This is a genomic window from Isoptericola sp. Y541 (genome assembly GCF_059445465.1).
On the sequence record NZ_JCAIUJ010000007.1, the window covers coordinates 181,363 to 195,617 of the forward strand.

The window sequence follows — 14,255 nt, forward strand, 5'->3', positions numbered from 1 at the left end:
GATCCGCGCGGCCCCGCGGCTGCCTAGCGTGGACGCCATGACCAGCCTCACGACTCCCGCAACACCCGCCGGGCGGGCACACCGTGCCGACGCCGCCCTCGAGGTGCGCGGCCTCACGCGCACCTTTGGCGACCTGACCGCCGTCGACGACGTGTCGTTCACCGCCCCGCCCGGGCTGCTCACCGGGTTCGTGGGCGGCAACGGCGCGGGCAAGACCACGACCATGCGGATGATCATGGGCGTCCTCGGCCCGACCGCCGGCGAGGTGCGGTTCGGCGGGAACCCCGTGACGCGGGGCGACCGGCGCACCTTCGGGTACATGCCCGAGGAGCGCGGCCTGTACCCCAAGCAGCCGGTGCTCGACCAGCTCGTCTACCTGGCGCGGCTGCGCGGCATCCCCGCCGCCACGGCCAAGAGGGAGGTGCTCGAGCACCTCGAGCGCCTGGGGCTCGGCGACAGGTCGAAGGAGCACGTCGAGAAGCTGTCGCTCGGCAACCAGCAGCGCGTGCAGATCGTCGCGGCGCTCATGGGGGCCCCGCGCCTGCTGGTGCTCGACGAGCCGTTCAGCGGCCTCGACCCCGCCGCCGTCGACGGGATGGCGGACCTGCTGGCCGAGCACTCCGCCCGCGGCGTGCCCGTGCTGTTCAGCTCGCACCAGCTCGACCTGGTGGAGCGGCTGTGCGAGCGGCTCGTGATCCTCAAGGCCGGGCGGGTCATGGCCGACGGCCGCCCCGCCGACCTGCAGCAGGCGGGCCGGGTGCGCCACCGCCTCGTGACCGGCGGCGACGCGGGCTGGGTGCGGGAGGTGCCCGGCGTGCACGCGATCGACGTCGACGGCCCCGTCGCGCTGCTCGAGCTCGCCGACGACGCGACCGTGCAGCGCCTGCTCGCCACGGCCCTTGAGCGCGGCGGCGTCCGCGAGCTCACTCCCCTGAAGCCCACGCTGGCCCAGATCTACCGCGAGGTGACGGCATGACCACGACCACCACGACCCGTCCGGATGCGCAGGGTCTCGACCCTTCGACCGGCTCAGGACGTCGCCCGCTCGACCGACAGGGCGAGGAGGGCACCCGCGGCGCCTGGCTCGTCGTGATGAACCGCGAGATCGTGGTGCGCGCCCTCAACAAGACGTTCCTCGTGGGGCTGCTCGTCTCGGTCGCGATCATCGCCGTGCTGGCCGCGTTCATGGCGTGGCAGGGCAGCAAGACCGACAGCTTCACCGTCGCCGTCACCGCCGGGGACACGGTCGCCACCGCGGCGGTCGAGACGGCCGGGGCCGTCCCCGAGGAGCAGGGCGGCGGCGCCGAGCTCGAGGTCGTCGAGGTGGCGGACGGCGACGCCGCCCGCGCCGCGCTCACCGACGGCGACGCGGACGCCTGGCTGCACCCCGCAGACGGGGGCTGGGTGCTCACCGGCCAGTCCGACCCCGACACGACGCTGACCGGGCTGCTCACGGCGGGCGTCGCGGAGCAGACCCTCGAGGACAACGCCGAGGCCGCGGGCACCACCACCGCCGAGCTCACCGAGGGCGGCACCCTGTCCACCGACCGGATCGACGGCGACGCCGTCGACTCGCAGACGCTGTTCTTCGCGTCGCTCGCCCTGGCGCTGCTGTTCTTCATCGGCGTCATCGGCTCGGGCCAGATGATCGCGGGCAGCGTGGTGGAGGAGAAGCAGTCGCGGCTCGTCGAGATCCTGGCCACCGCCGTGCCGCTGCGGCAGCTGATGGTGGGCAAGATCCTCGGCAGCTCGGTGGTGGCGCTGGCGCAGAACGTGGTGTTCGCGGCCGTCGGCCTGGCTGCCCTGTCGTTCACGCCGACCGCGTCGATCCTGCCGGCGCTGTCGACGTCGCTCGTCTGGTTCGTGCTGTTCTTCGCCGTCGGCTTCCTCGGGCTCGCGGCCCTGTACGCGGTGGCCGGGGCGCTCGCGTCCCGCGCCGAGGACCTGCAGCACACCACCACGCCGATGACGATGGCGGTGATGGGCATCTACTTCCTGACGTTCTCGGCCAGCGGCACCCTCGAGACCGTCCTGTCGTACGTGCCCGTCGCCAACGTCGTGTCGATGCCGGTGCGCGTGCTGTCCGGCGACGCCCTGTGGTGGGAGCCGATCCTGTCGCTGCTGATCCTCCTTGCGTTCGCCGTCGTCGCGCTCCTGGTGGGCGAGCGCGCCTACCGCGGGGCGCTGCTGCAGACCGGCGGGCGCCTCAGCTGGAAGCGCGCGCTCACGGCGTCCTGACCGAGTTGTCAGGGCCAGAGGGAGGTATTGGTGTACCTGGCCCTGACAACTCACGGCGGCTGCGACCTGTCAGGATCACGCGCACGTATCCATGCGCGTGGTCCTGACAACTCGCGGGTGGGGTAGGGGTGTCCCCCGAAATCGCTCAGGGTTACCCCCCGAACCTGCCCGGAGGCGCAGAATTCCGGGCCTCCGCGGGTCTAGCGTCGCACTTATGACCGCCGTCGACGCCGCCCGCCTGCAGTTCGCGCTGCTCGCCGGGACCCACTTCCTCTTCGTCCTGGTGACGCTGGGGCTCGGGCCCGTCGTCGCGATCCTCCAGACGCGGTGGGCGGTGGCGCGCGACGCCGGCAAGGCCGCGACCCTCGAGACCGCCACGCGGTTCTGGGGGCAGCTGTATCTCGTCAACTACGCGCTGGGCATCGCGGCCGGCATCGTCATGGAGCTGCAGCTCGGCCTGCACTTCCCGGGCCTGCTCGACGTCGCGGGCGGGGTGTTCGGCGCCCCGCTGGTGGTCGAGACGATGGCCGCGTTCTTCCTGGAGTCCACGTTCCTCGGGCTGTGGGTGTTCGGTTGGCACGTGCTGCCGCGGTGGGCGCACACCGCCGCGTTCTGGGCGGTGGTGGCGACCGGCTACCTGTCGGCGTTCACGGTGATGGTCGCGAACGGCTTCCTGCGGAATCCCGTGGGCTTCGAGATGGTGGACGGCGTCGCCCGGGTGACCGACGCCGCCGCGCTCATCACCAACCCGGCGGGGATCCTGTCCGCCCTGCACGTCCTGGGGGCGTGCCTCATGGCGGGCGCGTTCCTGCTGGTGGGCGTCAGCGCGTGGCACCTGCGCCGGTCGCCGTCCCGCCTGCCGGGCATCGTCGCCGCGGGGCTGCCGGGCGCCGTCATGTCGCCGGAGAACGACGTGTGGCGACGGTCGCTGCGCATGGGGCTCGTCACCGGCACGGTCGGGTCGTTCCTCGCGATCGGGTTCGGCTACGGCCAGTACTCGTACTTCGACGCCGGGGCCTCGGTCGCGAACGCCCCCGGCGTGATCGGCACCGCGTACGCGGTGATGCAGACGGTGGCGTTCCTGACGTTCCTGGGCGGCGTCGTGATGCTGCTCCTGTTGCCGGGCAACGTCCTGTTCCGCATGTGGCGGCCGCTGCGCGTCGCCCTGTTCGGCACGCTCACCGTGCTGCTGCCGGTGCCGTTCCTCACCGGCCTCCTCGGCTGGGTGGCGCGCGAGGTGGGCCGGCAGCCGTGGGCGATCGAGGGCGTGCTGCGCACCGAGGACGCCGTCTCGGACGCGTCCGCCGGGGTCGTCATCGCCTCGCTCGTGGTGCTGGTCGGCACCATGCTCACGCTCGCCGTCGTCGACTGGTCGGTCATGGCCCGGCTCTCCCGGCGGGGCGCCGCGCGGCTCGCCCTGGGCGCGCCGCCCGGGGAGGCCCTGCGCGACGGCCCTGAAAGCTCGTCGCCCGTCGACGGCCGCCCCGACACCGACGACGCGTTCGACCCCGCGGTCGACCCCGACCGCACCGAGATCCTCACCTTCGGAGGTACACGATGAACGCGCTCGGCTGGGGACTGCTGCTCGCCGTCCTGCTCGCGGGATGGGCCGTGCTGGACGGCGCGGTGCAGGGCGGGGCGCAGCTCGTGCGCGGACTCGGTGGCCGGGACGACCCCCGACGCCGCGTGGTCCTCGCTACCGTCGCGCCGTTCCTGCTGCTCGGCGAGGTGTGGCTGGTCGCCGTGGCGGGGGTGCTGCTCGCAGCGTTCGGGCACGTCGAGGCCGAGCTCTGGGCCGCCGCGTACCCCGTGGTCGTCGCGCTCCTCGTGGCGTGGGTGACCCGCGACGCCGCGCTCTGGCTGCGCAGCCGGCTCACGTCGCCGCGCTGGCGGCGCGGCTGGGACGTCGTCGGGCAGGCGGCGAGCGTCGCGCTCCCGGCGGCGTTCGGCGCGCTCTCCGGTGTGGCGTGGGTGCTGCTCTCGGGGGTGCTCTCGCAGGCCGCGGACGGCTTCACGGCGGCCCAGGGCCTCGTGCTCGGCGTGCCGGTGGTGACGGCGGGGCTCGGCGTCGCCGCGGCCCGGGTGCACGGCGGCCTGGTCGTGGCCGCGCGCGCGCCCGTCGCGATCGCGCAGGAGGCCCGACGGCGCGTGCGCCGCGCTCTGGTGCCGGCCGCGGCGCTCACGACGCTGGCCGCGCTCGGCGCGCTGGGGATCGCCGCTCTGGGCACGGCGTCTGCGCTGCTGGCCGCGGTGCTGCTGATCGCGGCGGCGTGCGTGGCGCTCGCGGCCCGGTTCGACCTTGACAATGGCCTGCGGCGCAGCGGCGTCGTGCGCTGGGCGGGGCCGGTGCTCGCCGTCGTGCCCGTGGCGGCGACGGCGGCCGTGGTGGGCCCGGCCGTGATCGCCCTCGCCGCCCCCGTTGCCGTGCTGCACGGCCTGACGTGGCCCGTGCTCGGCGCGTTCGCGGCCGTCCTCGTGGCGCAGGCCGTGAGCTGGCGGGTGCTGGTGCGGCCGCTCGGGCCCCGCACCGCCGTCTTCCTCTGAACCTTCTGACGTGGGCTCTGACGCGGACGACACGCCGGGGCAACACCGACGAAATCGTCGCCGCGCAGCATGGGGGTGAGCGGCCGACCGCGCCGCGAGCATGAGGCCCTCGACGCCCGTCCCGAGGGTCACCCTCATGACGAGGCGCACGTTGGCGCCGGCGGCCCCGCCGTCGCACGCCGCCGGACCATTCGACCGGCGGTACTTCGCCAGGGCACGAAGACGGCAGGATCCGGCCGCCAGGCTTAGGTTCGAGAGGTGGCCCGACGACGTGGCGCCGGCCGTGACGCCTACACGTTCGACCTCGAGCCCGACGGCGACGAGGGGGCCGACGTTGCCGCCGTCGTGCGGAGCACGCGGACGGCGCGGATCGCGGACACGCCGGCGGAGACGACTCCAGGTCGGCACCGGCGGCGCGGCGAGCGCCCGACGGACACCCTGCTGATCGATCTCGATCCTGCCGAGGGCCCGGCCGACGACGCCGCCGACGACGCCGCGGCCCCCGCGGAGGGCTACCTCGGCGGCATGTCGGGACCGGCAGGGGGTGTCGACGGGCTGCGGCGTGCCGCAGACCGGCTGCGCCGGGCGCTGCGGGGGCGTCGGCTGGTCGCCGCGGTGGTGCTGGTGGCGGCCGCGCTCACGTTCGTCGTCGTGGACACGGTGGGCGACCGTAGTCGCCTCGCCGCGCTGCGGGACGCGCCCGGTGGCGTGGTTGACCTGACCGACGAGCCGCGCGAGGTGTGGCGGGTCGGGGCGGAGGGCCGCGCGCACGGCGGGCTGGTGGGCGTCGTCGACGGCCTGGTCGTGGCCCAGCACCAGGACGCGCTGCTCGGGCTGGACGTCGAGACGGGGGAGCAGCGCTGGCAGGTGGAGCTGCCCGACGGGTCCAGCTCGTGCGGGCCGGGGCCGGGCACGCAGACCCGGTCGGGCAGCGTCTCGGTCGAGCCCGCGGAGGAGCTCGTGTGCGTTTCGGCGACGGCGGGCGCCGACGGTGCCGACGGTGCCGATGGTGCCGATGGTGCCGATGGTGCCGATGAGGGCGCCGGGGACGACTCGCACGAGCGCAGCACGGTGACCGTGGTGGCCGCGGACGGCACGGTCGCGGCGACCCGTGAGGTCGCGGCCTCGCACGCGATGCTCTTCCCGGGCTCGGGCGGTGGGCTGGTCACGGTCGCGTGGGTGGGCGCCGCCCGCCCGGTGGACCCGAGGGTGGCGGACGACGTGATAGCGGGCACCGCCGATGCGGGGGCGATCCCCGACGGGTACGACCTGCGGGTCCGGCTCGAGGACGCGGCCACGGGTGACGCCCGCTGGGAGCACACGGTGCAGTTCGACGGCGCGGTGGACCCCGCACTCTGCGTGCGCTGGTCGGAGGACGGCACGACGTCCGGGGTGGACCTGCGCGGCGGCGTGCAGGCGATGGTCACCGACAAGCTGGTGTGGCTGGGAGGCTGCGGCATCGACGCCTGGTTCACGCCGGGCGGCGAGCGTCTGGACCGGCCGGGGGACCCGGGGACGTTCGAGGGGTTCTCGGTGGAGCCGCTGACCGGCGGCGGCTACGTGGCCCGCGTCGACGCGGACGCGGCCGCCCCGCAGGACGCCACCGACCGCCTGCTGCGCGGCGACGGCAGCGAGGTGCGGGAGGTGCGGGGCCGCTACCTGGTGCCGTTGAGCACGGACGGCGGCGGGGACGGGGTGCACCTCGAGCGTCGTCGGGGCACCACCGTGGCGACGGACGACGACGGCGACGAGCTGTGGAAGGACGACGTGCGCAGCACGAGCCTGCTGGTGCGTACCGCGCAGGTCGCGGTCGTGGTGGACGAGGGGCGCCGCGTGCACGGACTGGATCTCGGCACGGGTGAGGTGCTGTGGATGCGCGAGGACCTCGTGGAGGGCCTCGACGCATGGGGGGCCTACGGGCCGCGCTTCGTGGAGGCGGCCTTCACCGACGGGCGGCTGGCCGCTTTCGTCGTGCCGGACTACACCCGTAGCGACGTCGTGCACTGGGTCGCGCTCGACGCCGCTACGGGTGTGCAGCTGTGGCGGGTGGAGCTGGGCGGCGACGGCTGGGGCGTTCAGCTCGCCGTCGACGGCCGGCTCGTGCGGTGGTCACCGGCCGAGATCGTCGGACTCGGCTGACGGCTCCTCGGTGCCGGGGTCGGCGTCGTTGTCGACGCCGCTCTCGGTACCGGCGTCCTGCGGGCCGGCGAGGATCAGGTAGACCTCGCGCCGCGCCCGGTCGAGCACGGCCGCGGCCGCCTCGGCCTGCGCGCGGTCACCGGCGCGGGCCACCTGTGCGACGGCGCCGCCCAGACCGCGCATCGCGACGTGCAGCTCGTGGCCCTGACGGCGCGGGTCGTCGGCCACCTTCTGCCACGGGTTGCCGAGCTCCTCGCGGTGCTCCTCCACGTACGCGCGGCCCTCGTGGGTGAGCGACGCGAGACGGCGCCCGCCGTCCTCCGTCACTGTGACGAGGCCCTCGTCCCGGAGCTGGGAGATCGCCGGGTACACGGCGCCGGGGCTGGGCCGCCAGCGTCCGTCCGTGCGCTCGGAGAGCTCGGTGATGACCTGGTAGCCGTGCATCGGCCGCTCGACGAGCAGCAGCAGCAGGGCGGCGCGGATCTCGCCGCGCCCGGCGCGGCGTCCGCCGTGGTGACCGCGCGGGCCACGGGGTCCGCCGGGGCCGCCGAAGCCGGGGCCGAAGCCGGGGCTGAAGCCCTCGGCGCCGGGGAACTCCCCGCGCCGTCGGCGGTCGCCGCGCGGGTCGGAATGCCGGTCGGAGGACCGGGGGTCGAAGGATCGGGGGTCGAAAGAGGTGTCTCGTGGGGTTCGCATGAGAGATGTCCTTGCTGTCTTGGATGGGTGACGACACGTCTAAGATAGAACACGATATATCGTTACGAAACGAGTGCCGATGTGATGTGGGTCACGTCTGTACCGCCTTGGTGACGGCCCCAGGAGAACGTGAGGAGGTACGCCTACGTTGGTCGCCATGGAGGTGCTACTCGTCGCGGTCACCGCTGCGATTGTCGTCATCGGTGTCACTGCGCTGGCGCCCCGGGCCGGGGTGGCCGCACCCCTGGTGCTGGTGCTGATCGGTGTCGCCGTGAGCTTCGTGCCCGCGATCCCGGGCATCGAGATCGACCCCGAGGTGGTCCTCGCGGGGGTGCTGCCCCCGCTGCTCTACGCGGCGGCGGCGTCGTTCCCGTCCATGGACTTCCGCCGCGACTTCACCGCGATCGGCGGGATGTCGGTGCTGCTGGTGGTCATCTCCGCGGTGCTGCTCGGGTTCGTCTTCTCCCGCGTGATCCCGGACATCGACCTGGCGGCGGGGATCGCGCTGGGCGCGATCGTCAGCCCCACGGACGCCGTGGCCACGTCGATCATCAAGAAGCTGGGTGCCCCGCAGCGCGTCGTCGTCATGCTCGAGGGCGAGGGGCTCCTCAACGACGCGACATCCTTGGTGCTGCTGCGTTCCGCGATCGCGGCGACGGCGGCCAGCGTGAGTCTGTGGGGCGTGGTCGGGAACTTCTTCAAGGCCGTGCTGCTCGCCGTCCTCATCGGGGTGATCGTCGGACGTCTCGGGCTCTGGGCCCGCGAGCACCTGAGGCACGCGACGCTGTCGACGGCGGTGTCCTTCGTCGTGCCGTTCGCCGCCTACCTGCCGGCGGAGGAGCTCGACGCGTCCGGGATCGTGGCCGCTGTGGCCGCCGGGCTCGTCACCAGCACGCTCTCCGCACGCCACCTGAGTCCGCAGGACCGGGTGGCCGAGCGGATGAACTGGCGCACCATCGAGACACTGCTGGAGGGAGGGCTCTTCCTCGCCATGGGCCTCGAGGTGTTCGCGCTCGTCGAGGACGTGCACGAGGCGCACGGGTCCGTCTGGATGGCGGTCGGCGTCGCGGGCCTCGCGGCGGCGGGTGTCGTCGGGCTGCGCGCGCTGTTCGTGCTTCCGCTGCTGCGCTACCTCTCGGCCCGGCGACGGCGGGCGGAGCAGGTCCGCGAGACGCTGGACCGGATGCAGGAGCGGGTCGCCGCGAAGCTCGACCAGTTCAGCGATCCCCAAGGCATCATCACCCCGGAGGCGGCGAAGGACCTCTCCGGCGTGTTGACCCAGAGCGACCAGAGGGTGTGGGAGGCCGGCAACCCGCGCCGGCAGGTGCGGGCGATGCAGCGTCGCGTGCAGGCGGAGGCCGACAGGCGGCGGGCGGCCTCCGGCGAGCTGTCCGACGACCAGCAGGAGCGGTTGCGGCAGCGCCGGATGGACCGCATCACCGAGTTCCGGCGCCGGTTCACGCGACGCATCGCGGACGTGGACTATCTCCTCGCCGCGCCGCTCGGGCCCAGGGAGGGCGTGGTCATCGTGTGGGCAGGCATGCGCGGCGTCGTGACGCTCGCGGCGGCCCAGACGCTGCCCCAGGACTTTCCGCAGCGCTCGCTGCTCATCCTCGTCGCGTTCGGCGTCGCCGCCGGCACCCTGCTGGTGCAGGGCGGCACGCTGCCGTGGGTGGTGCGCCGGCTCGGCCTGGCGGGGGTCACGTCGTCCCGGTTCGTCGAGGGGACGCAGGGCCTGCGCGAGGTCGTCGACGGTACGGCGCGCGACATGCTCGACAGCCCGGACCTGCACCGCAAGGACGGCACCCCGTACGCGCCGTACGTGGTGGAGCGCGTGCGCAACGTCGTCATGCGCGAACAGATCGACCAGGAGGAGGAGGACGCGACGCCCGAGGAGGTGTCGGCCCAGTTCTTCGAGCTGCGGCTCGCGACGATCGCCGCACAGCGCAAGGCCCTGCTCGAGGCCCGAGCCGTGGGGACCTACGACTCGGACCTGCTGAGCAGGGCCCTGGAGCAGCTCGACGCCGACCAGATCGCCGTCGAGATGCGGGGGCACCTCGACTCCGCTGATTGAGCCTGTCGAAACCCCGGTGAGCCCGCTGGTTGAGCCTGTCGAAACCCGGGTGGCTGGTTTCGACGAGCTCAACCGGCGAACGCGGTCAGGACGAGCTGATCTCGCTGCGCGCGACGCGCCACAGGCCGCCGACGAGCGGGGCGACCACCCAGATGAGCGAGGCGGTCGTGAGCTGCGCCCAGCCCTCGCCGTCGAGCGCGCCGCCGACGAGCAGCGGCTCGCTCGACGTGCCCAGGTCGACCCACGGCAGCACGTCGGCCATGCCGGGCACCAGCCCGCCGACGAGGCCGAACAGCGTGGGCACCAGCATCAGGGTGACGATGGCGGCCGGGGTGCTGCGCAGCACCAGGCCGAAGCCCACGCCCTGCGCCATGAACAGCACCACGGTGATCGCGAGGTAGGCGACCCCGCGCACCGTGAAGTCCCACGCGGGGTCGGCGTCACGGAAGGCGACGACCAGCAGGTGGGTGAGGGCGGCGAGGCCGATCGTCAGCGCGAGCAGCACGAGGCCCGAGCCGATCGCGGCGACCACCTTGGCCAGCCCGACGCGCGTGCGTCGCGGCTCGAAGGTGAACGTCACCAGCGCGGTGCGCTGCGACCACTCGGAGGTGGCGGCGAGCACGCCGACGATGGGCAGCAGCATCGCCATCGGGGTCGTGGTGCCGGCGACGAAGGCGCTGAACGAGTGGTTGCCGCCGTTCACGGCCATCATGACGGCGAGCACGCCGGCGGTGACGATGGCGATGACTGCCAGCATCCAGCGGCCCGCGCGCGTGTCGAGCTGCTTGCGCCACTCGACCAGCGTGAGGGTGGCGAACGTCAGTGGCCGGACGTCGGAGGTGGTGCGGGGGCGGCGGGTCCTGGTCTCGACAGGCTCGACCGACGATGTGGCGGTCATGCGGACACCTCCTCTCGGACGGCCTCGCGGGCGTCTTCGGCGGTGAGCTCGAGGAAGAGGTCCTCGAGCCCGCGGGAGTCGGCGGCGCGCAGCTCGACGAGCACCACGCCCGCCGCGGCGGCGGCGCGGCCGACGTCGATCGGCTCGGCGGCGACCGACAGGCCGCCCGTCGCGGGAACGTCGACCTCGACCCCGCCGCGGCGCAGCGCCGTGGCAAGGGCGACGTCGTCGGTGGAGCGGGCGAACGTGCCGGCCTGCCGCAGCAGGTCGTCCTTGTGCCCCTGGGCCACGAGCCGGCCGCGGCCGATGACGACGAGCCGGTCGGCGACCGCCTCCATCTCGCGCAGCAGGTGCGACGAGAGCAGCACGGTGCCGCCGCGGGAGGCGAAGTCGTCCAGGAGGTCGCGCATCCAGCGGATGCCGGCGGGGTCGAGGCCGTTGGCCGGCTCGTCGAGGACCAGTATTTCGGGGTCGCCGAGCAACGCGGAGGCGATCCCCAGCCGCTGGCGCATGCCGAGGGAGTACTGACCCACGCGGCGGGCGGCCTCGCGGTCGGTGAGGCCCACGAGGTCGAGGGTCGTGTCGATGCGGCGCCGGTCGACGCCCGTCATGAGCGCGGCCAGGGTGAGCACCTCGCGGCCGGTGCGGCCGGAGTGCTGGGCGGCGGCGTCGAGCAGCACGCCCACGCGTCGGCCGGGGTTGGTGAGCGCGGTGAACGGCTTACCGAGCACGCGGGCGGCGCCCGACGTCGCGGGGGTCAGGCCGCAGATCATGCGCATGGTGGTGGACTTGCCCGCGCCGTTGGGGCCGAGGAAGCCCGTCACGTGCCCGGGCTCGGCCGTGAACGACACGTCGTCCACGGCCGCCACCGATCCGTATCTCTTGGTCAGGTGCTCCACGGTGATCATGGCTCCATCCTGCCCGGCCCCGGGGGCGCGCCGCGTCCGGCGAGAGGATGGTCCATGTCCTCCTTCCGGTGGATGCGGAGGAGCCGCCCGGCGGATGCCCGCCGACCCGCGGCTGCCTAGTCTCGGGGCATGTCCGCTCCCGACGTCGCTCGCGCCCCCTCCCGGACGCGGACCGCCCGGGTGTGGGGCGAGGTGTGGCGCGTGCTTCTGGCGGCGTTCGCGGGGTTCGTCGGCTTCGTCGCGGTCGCGTGGGAGTACGACAGCGGGCGGCGGGAGTTCCCGTCGGACCTGTGGGGTGTGGACGTCCTCGTGGGGGTGCTTGGGCTGCCGCTGCTCCTGCTGCGCCGGCGGGCGCCGCTGACCATCGCGCTCCTGCTCGCCGCTGCGAACGCCGTGTCGGTCTCGGTCACCGGGGCCTCGGCGATCGCCGTCATCTCCCTGGCGACGACGCGCCGATGGTGGGCGCTCGTCGGTGTGGGCGTCGTCTTCTGCCTGTCGGGGACCCTCTACTCGCGCGTCCATCCGCCGACCGACGGCAGCGGCCCCTTGTTCGAGGTGATCGCCAGCTCGCTCTCGTACGCGCTCATGGTGTGGATCGGCGCGTACATCGGGCTGCGCCGCGAGCACCTGGCGTCGCTGCGGGAGCGCGCCGAGACGGCGGAGCGCGAGCAGGCGAGCCGGGTGGCGCAGGCGCGGGCCACCGAGCGGGCGCGGATCGCCCGGGAGATGCACGACGTGCTGGCGCACCGCATGTCGCTGGTCGCGATGCACGCGGGCGCCCTGGCCTACCGGACGGACCTGCCGCGGGAGCAGGTCGCGGAGACGGCCACCGTGGTGCAGAGCAACGCGCACACCGCCCTGGTCGAGCTGCGCGAGGTGCTCGGCGTCCTGCGCGAGACCGGGGTCGATCCCGCGGAGGTCTCGACGGGCTCGACCGGGGCCGGGCGGGCGCCCGAGCCGCCGCAGCCCTCCTTGGCCGACCTCGACGAGCTGCTGGCCGAGGCGCGCGCCAGCGGCGTCGAGGTGCGGCTCGACCGGCGCGTCGAGCGGCTGGACGGGCTGGGAGATGCCGCGAGCCGCCACGCGTACCGCATCGTGCAGGAGGGCCTGACGAACGCGCGCAAGCACGCCCCGTGGGCGCCGGTGGCGGTCACCGTCGCGGGAGCCCCGGGTGAGGGGCTGACGGTGACCGTGCGTAACCCGGTGAGCACCGTGGGGCCGGCGAAGGACGCGCCGGCCGCGCCGCCGTCGGGGCTCGGTCTGGTGGGCCTGACCGAGCGCGCCGAGCTGGTCGGGGGCCGCCTGTCGTTCGGGAGGACGGGCGACGGCGCGGACGGGCGCGGCGCCGCGTTCGTGCTGGAGGCGTGGCTACCGTGGGCGCCGTGAGCGAGAAGACGCGGGTGGTGCTGGTCGACGACGACGCCCTGGTGCGGTCGGGGCTGAGCCTGATCCTGGGCGGCGACCCGGACCTGGAGGTCGTGGCGTCCGCGGCCGACGGGCTGGAGGCGCTGGACGTGGTGGCGCGCGAGCGGCCCGACGTCGTCCTCATGGACATCCGGATGCCGCGCCTCGACGGGATCGAGGCCACCCGCCGCCTGGTCGCCGCGTCCGCCGTCCGCGTCATCGTGCTCACCACGTTCGACACCGACGACATGATCGTCGAGGCGCTCCGGGCCGGGGCCGCGGGCTTCCTGCTCAAGGACACGCCCCCCGTGCGCCTCGTCGCGGCCGTCCGTGCCGCGGCGGCCGGGGAGCCCACGCTGTCGCCCCGCGTCGCGGAGCAGCTCATCGCGGCGGTCACCGTGAGGTCCGCGCCCGACGGGCGTCGGGCCGCCGCCGCGCGGGTCGAGGCCCTGACGGACCGGGAGCGCGACGTCGCCCTCGCCATCGCGCGCGGCCTGTCCAACGCCGACATCGCCACCGAGCTCTACATGAGCGTGCCCACCGTGAAGACCCACGTCTCGCGCATCCTCACCAAGCTCGACGCCGCCAACCGCGTGCAGGCTGCGATCACGGTGCACGACGCCGGCCTCGCCGGCTGAGCTGGCGCCGCTCGCCGCCGCGCGGGCATGTGTATTTCTCGCCCTGTCGGCAGGGCGGGAGTGTCTCCTGCGGAGGGGTCACGGCTCCGCCGTCGCGGGAATCTCTTGCCGTGCAGGATTTCCGCCAGGCTGCCGGTCGGATCTCCTGCCGGGCGAACAGAGCGGAAAACGACAAGGGCTTCCGAGCGGTGCGGCGACGTGGGCGCGGCGCTGCCCGCGCCCATGCTCACCAGGTGGTGCGGCCGCGAGCGTTCGGGGCTTCCGTGAGCAGATCTACGACACGGCAGCCGTAGAGCATGGCGAGCCGGCCGATCTCGTCCAGAGTCCACGCGACCTGCCCCGTGTACCGGGCGGACACGGCGCTCCGTGACATCCCCAGGGCCATGGCGAGGTCCTGCTGGGCGAAGCCGCGCCGCGCGCTCTCCAGGCGTACGGCACCCGCAGCCACCTCGGCCAGGCCGTCGGTGGCAAGCCGGGGTGCCCGTCGACGGCGGGGACGACGCGCGCCGGGGCCGCCCTCGGCGTCGTCGAGGTCCGCGTCCAGATCGGGGTCGGCGCCGGGGACGAGGTGGGGGTTCAGCGGGCCGGTGGAACGCCGCACGCCGAGGATGGCGGCGTAGTCGGGCCGCGCAGGGGCGTCGTCAGCCGTGTCATCAGGGGTGTCATCGGGCACCGCGCCAGCCTGCCCTGGTGGGCGGGCGGCACGCGGTCGTCAT

At 74.1% G+C, this 14,255-nt stretch carries 12 protein-coding genes; 8 read left to right on the plus strand and 4 right to left on the minus strand.

What is annotated here, in order from left to right; all coding sequences use genetic code 11:
- Positions 1-37: 37 nt before the first annotated feature.
- The 5 genes from AC1C2V_RS15945 (at position 38) to AC1C2V_RS15965 (ending at position 6,921) form a co-directional block, all read left to right on the plus strand.
- The gene (locus AC1C2V_RS15945; RefSeq protein WP_495390618.1) at positions 38-976 is read left to right on the plus strand and encodes an ABC transporter ATP-binding protein; all 939 of its coding nucleotides are present in this window, start codon (positions 38-40) and stop codon (positions 974-976) included.
- Positions 973-2,238 (plus strand): ABC transporter permease, encoded by a 1,266-nt coding sequence (locus tag AC1C2V_RS15950; protein ID WP_495390619.1) that lies wholly within the window; start codon positions 973-975, stop codon positions 2,236-2,238. Before AC1C2V_RS15945 ends, AC1C2V_RS15950 begins: the two co-directional genes overlap by 4 nt.
- A 214-nt stretch (positions 2,239-2,452) precedes the next feature.
- Complete coding sequence (locus AC1C2V_RS15955) at positions 2,453-3,799, plus strand: cytochrome ubiquinol oxidase subunit I (RefSeq protein WP_495390620.1); 1,347 nt, start codon at positions 2,453-2,455, stop codon at positions 3,797-3,799.
- Complete coding sequence (locus tag AC1C2V_RS15960; RefSeq protein WP_495390621.1) at positions 3,796-4,782, plus strand: cytochrome d ubiquinol oxidase subunit II; 987 nt, start codon at positions 3,796-3,798, stop codon at positions 4,780-4,782. The genes AC1C2V_RS15955 and AC1C2V_RS15960 overlap by 4 nt, the downstream gene beginning before the upstream one ends.
- 258 nt (positions 4,783-5,040) lie before the next feature.
- Positions 5,041-6,921, plus strand: a complete 1,881-nt coding sequence (locus tag AC1C2V_RS15965) for a hypothetical protein (RefSeq protein WP_495390622.1) — start codon at positions 5,041-5,043, stop codon at positions 6,919-6,921.
- Here the strand turns inward: AC1C2V_RS15965 and AC1C2V_RS15970 are convergent.
- Positions 6,892-7,617, minus strand: a complete 726-nt coding sequence (locus tag AC1C2V_RS15970; RefSeq protein WP_495390623.1) for a PadR family transcriptional regulator — start codon at positions 7,615-7,617, stop codon at positions 6,892-6,894. The two genes, AC1C2V_RS15965 and AC1C2V_RS15970, sit on opposite strands and share 30 nt — an antisense overlap.
- A gap of 157 nt (positions 7,618-7,774) precedes the next feature.
- On the opposite strand from AC1C2V_RS15970, the gene AC1C2V_RS15975 reads away from it, so the two are divergent.
- The gene (locus AC1C2V_RS15975) at positions 7,775-9,691 is read left to right on the plus strand and encodes a cation:proton antiporter (protein ID WP_495390624.1); all 1,917 of its coding nucleotides are present in this window, start codon (positions 7,775-7,777) and stop codon (positions 9,689-9,691) included.
- Between the two features lie 85 nt (positions 9,692-9,776).
- On the opposite strand, the gene AC1C2V_RS15980 is transcribed toward AC1C2V_RS15975, so the two are convergent.
- Positions 9,777-10,589, minus strand: a complete 813-nt coding sequence (locus tag AC1C2V_RS15980; RefSeq protein ID WP_495390625.1) for an ABC transporter permease — start codon at positions 10,587-10,589, stop codon at positions 9,777-9,779.
- On the minus strand, positions 10,586-11,497 hold the full coding sequence (locus AC1C2V_RS15985; RefSeq protein WP_495390626.1) for an ABC transporter ATP-binding protein: 912 nt from the start codon (positions 11,495-11,497) through the stop codon (positions 10,586-10,588). Before AC1C2V_RS15985 ends, AC1C2V_RS15980 begins: the two co-directional genes overlap by 4 nt.
- 129 nt (positions 11,498-11,626) lie before the next feature.
- Here AC1C2V_RS15985 and AC1C2V_RS15990 point away from each other — a divergent pair, with 129 nt between their 5' ends.
- The gene (locus AC1C2V_RS15990) at positions 11,627-12,883 is read left to right on the plus strand and encodes a sensor histidine kinase (RefSeq protein WP_495390627.1); all 1,257 of its coding nucleotides are present in this window, start codon (positions 11,627-11,629) and stop codon (positions 12,881-12,883) included.
- A complete protein-coding gene (locus AC1C2V_RS15995; protein ID WP_495390628.1) occupies positions 12,880-13,539 on the plus strand; it encodes a response regulator in 660 nt (219 codons plus the stop codon). Before AC1C2V_RS15990 ends, AC1C2V_RS15995 begins: the two co-directional genes overlap by 4 nt.
- Before the next feature lie 226 nt (positions 13,540-13,765).
- Here AC1C2V_RS15995 and AC1C2V_RS16000 read toward each other — a convergent pair whose 3' ends face one another.
- A complete protein-coding gene (locus tag AC1C2V_RS16000; RefSeq protein ID WP_495390629.1) occupies positions 13,766-14,212 on the minus strand; it encodes a helix-turn-helix domain-containing protein in 447 nt (148 codons plus the stop codon).
- Positions 14,213-14,255: the final 43 nt, after the last annotated feature.

What these genes read in the sequence shown, in the direction of transcription:
- AC1C2V_RS15945 (WP_495390618.1), top strand. Translation starts at nt 38, where the DNA reads ATGACCAGCCTCACGACTCCCGCAACACCCGCCGGGCGGGCACACCGT.
- AC1C2V_RS15950 (WP_495390619.1), top strand. Translation starts at nt 973, where the DNA reads ATGACCACGACCACCACGACCCGTCCGGATGCGCAGGGTCTCGACCCT.
- AC1C2V_RS15955 (WP_495390620.1), top strand. Translation starts at nt 2,453, where the DNA reads ATGACCGCCGTCGACGCCGCCCGCCTGCAGTTCGCGCTGCTCGCCGGG.
- AC1C2V_RS15960 (WP_495390621.1), top strand. Translation starts at nt 3,796, where the DNA reads ATGAACGCGCTCGGCTGGGGACTGCTGCTCGCCGTCCTGCTCGCGGGA.
- AC1C2V_RS15970 (WP_495390623.1), bottom strand. Translation starts at nt 7,617, where the DNA reads ATGCGAACCCCACGAGACACCTCTTTCGACCCCCGATCCTTCGACCCC.
- AC1C2V_RS15975 (WP_495390624.1), top strand. Translation starts at nt 7,775, where the DNA reads ATGGAGGTGCTACTCGTCGCGGTCACCGCTGCGATTGTCGTCATCGGT.
- AC1C2V_RS15980 (WP_495390625.1), bottom strand. Translation starts at nt 10,589, where the DNA reads ATGACCGCCACATCGTCGGTCGAGCCTGTCGAGACCAGGACCCGCCGC.
- AC1C2V_RS15985 (WP_495390626.1), bottom strand. Translation starts at nt 11,497, where the DNA reads ATGATCACCGTGGAGCACCTGACCAAGAGATACGGATCGGTGGCGGCC.
- AC1C2V_RS15990 (WP_495390627.1), top strand. Translation starts at nt 11,627, where the DNA reads ATGTCCGCTCCCGACGTCGCTCGCGCCCCCTCCCGGACGCGGACCGCC.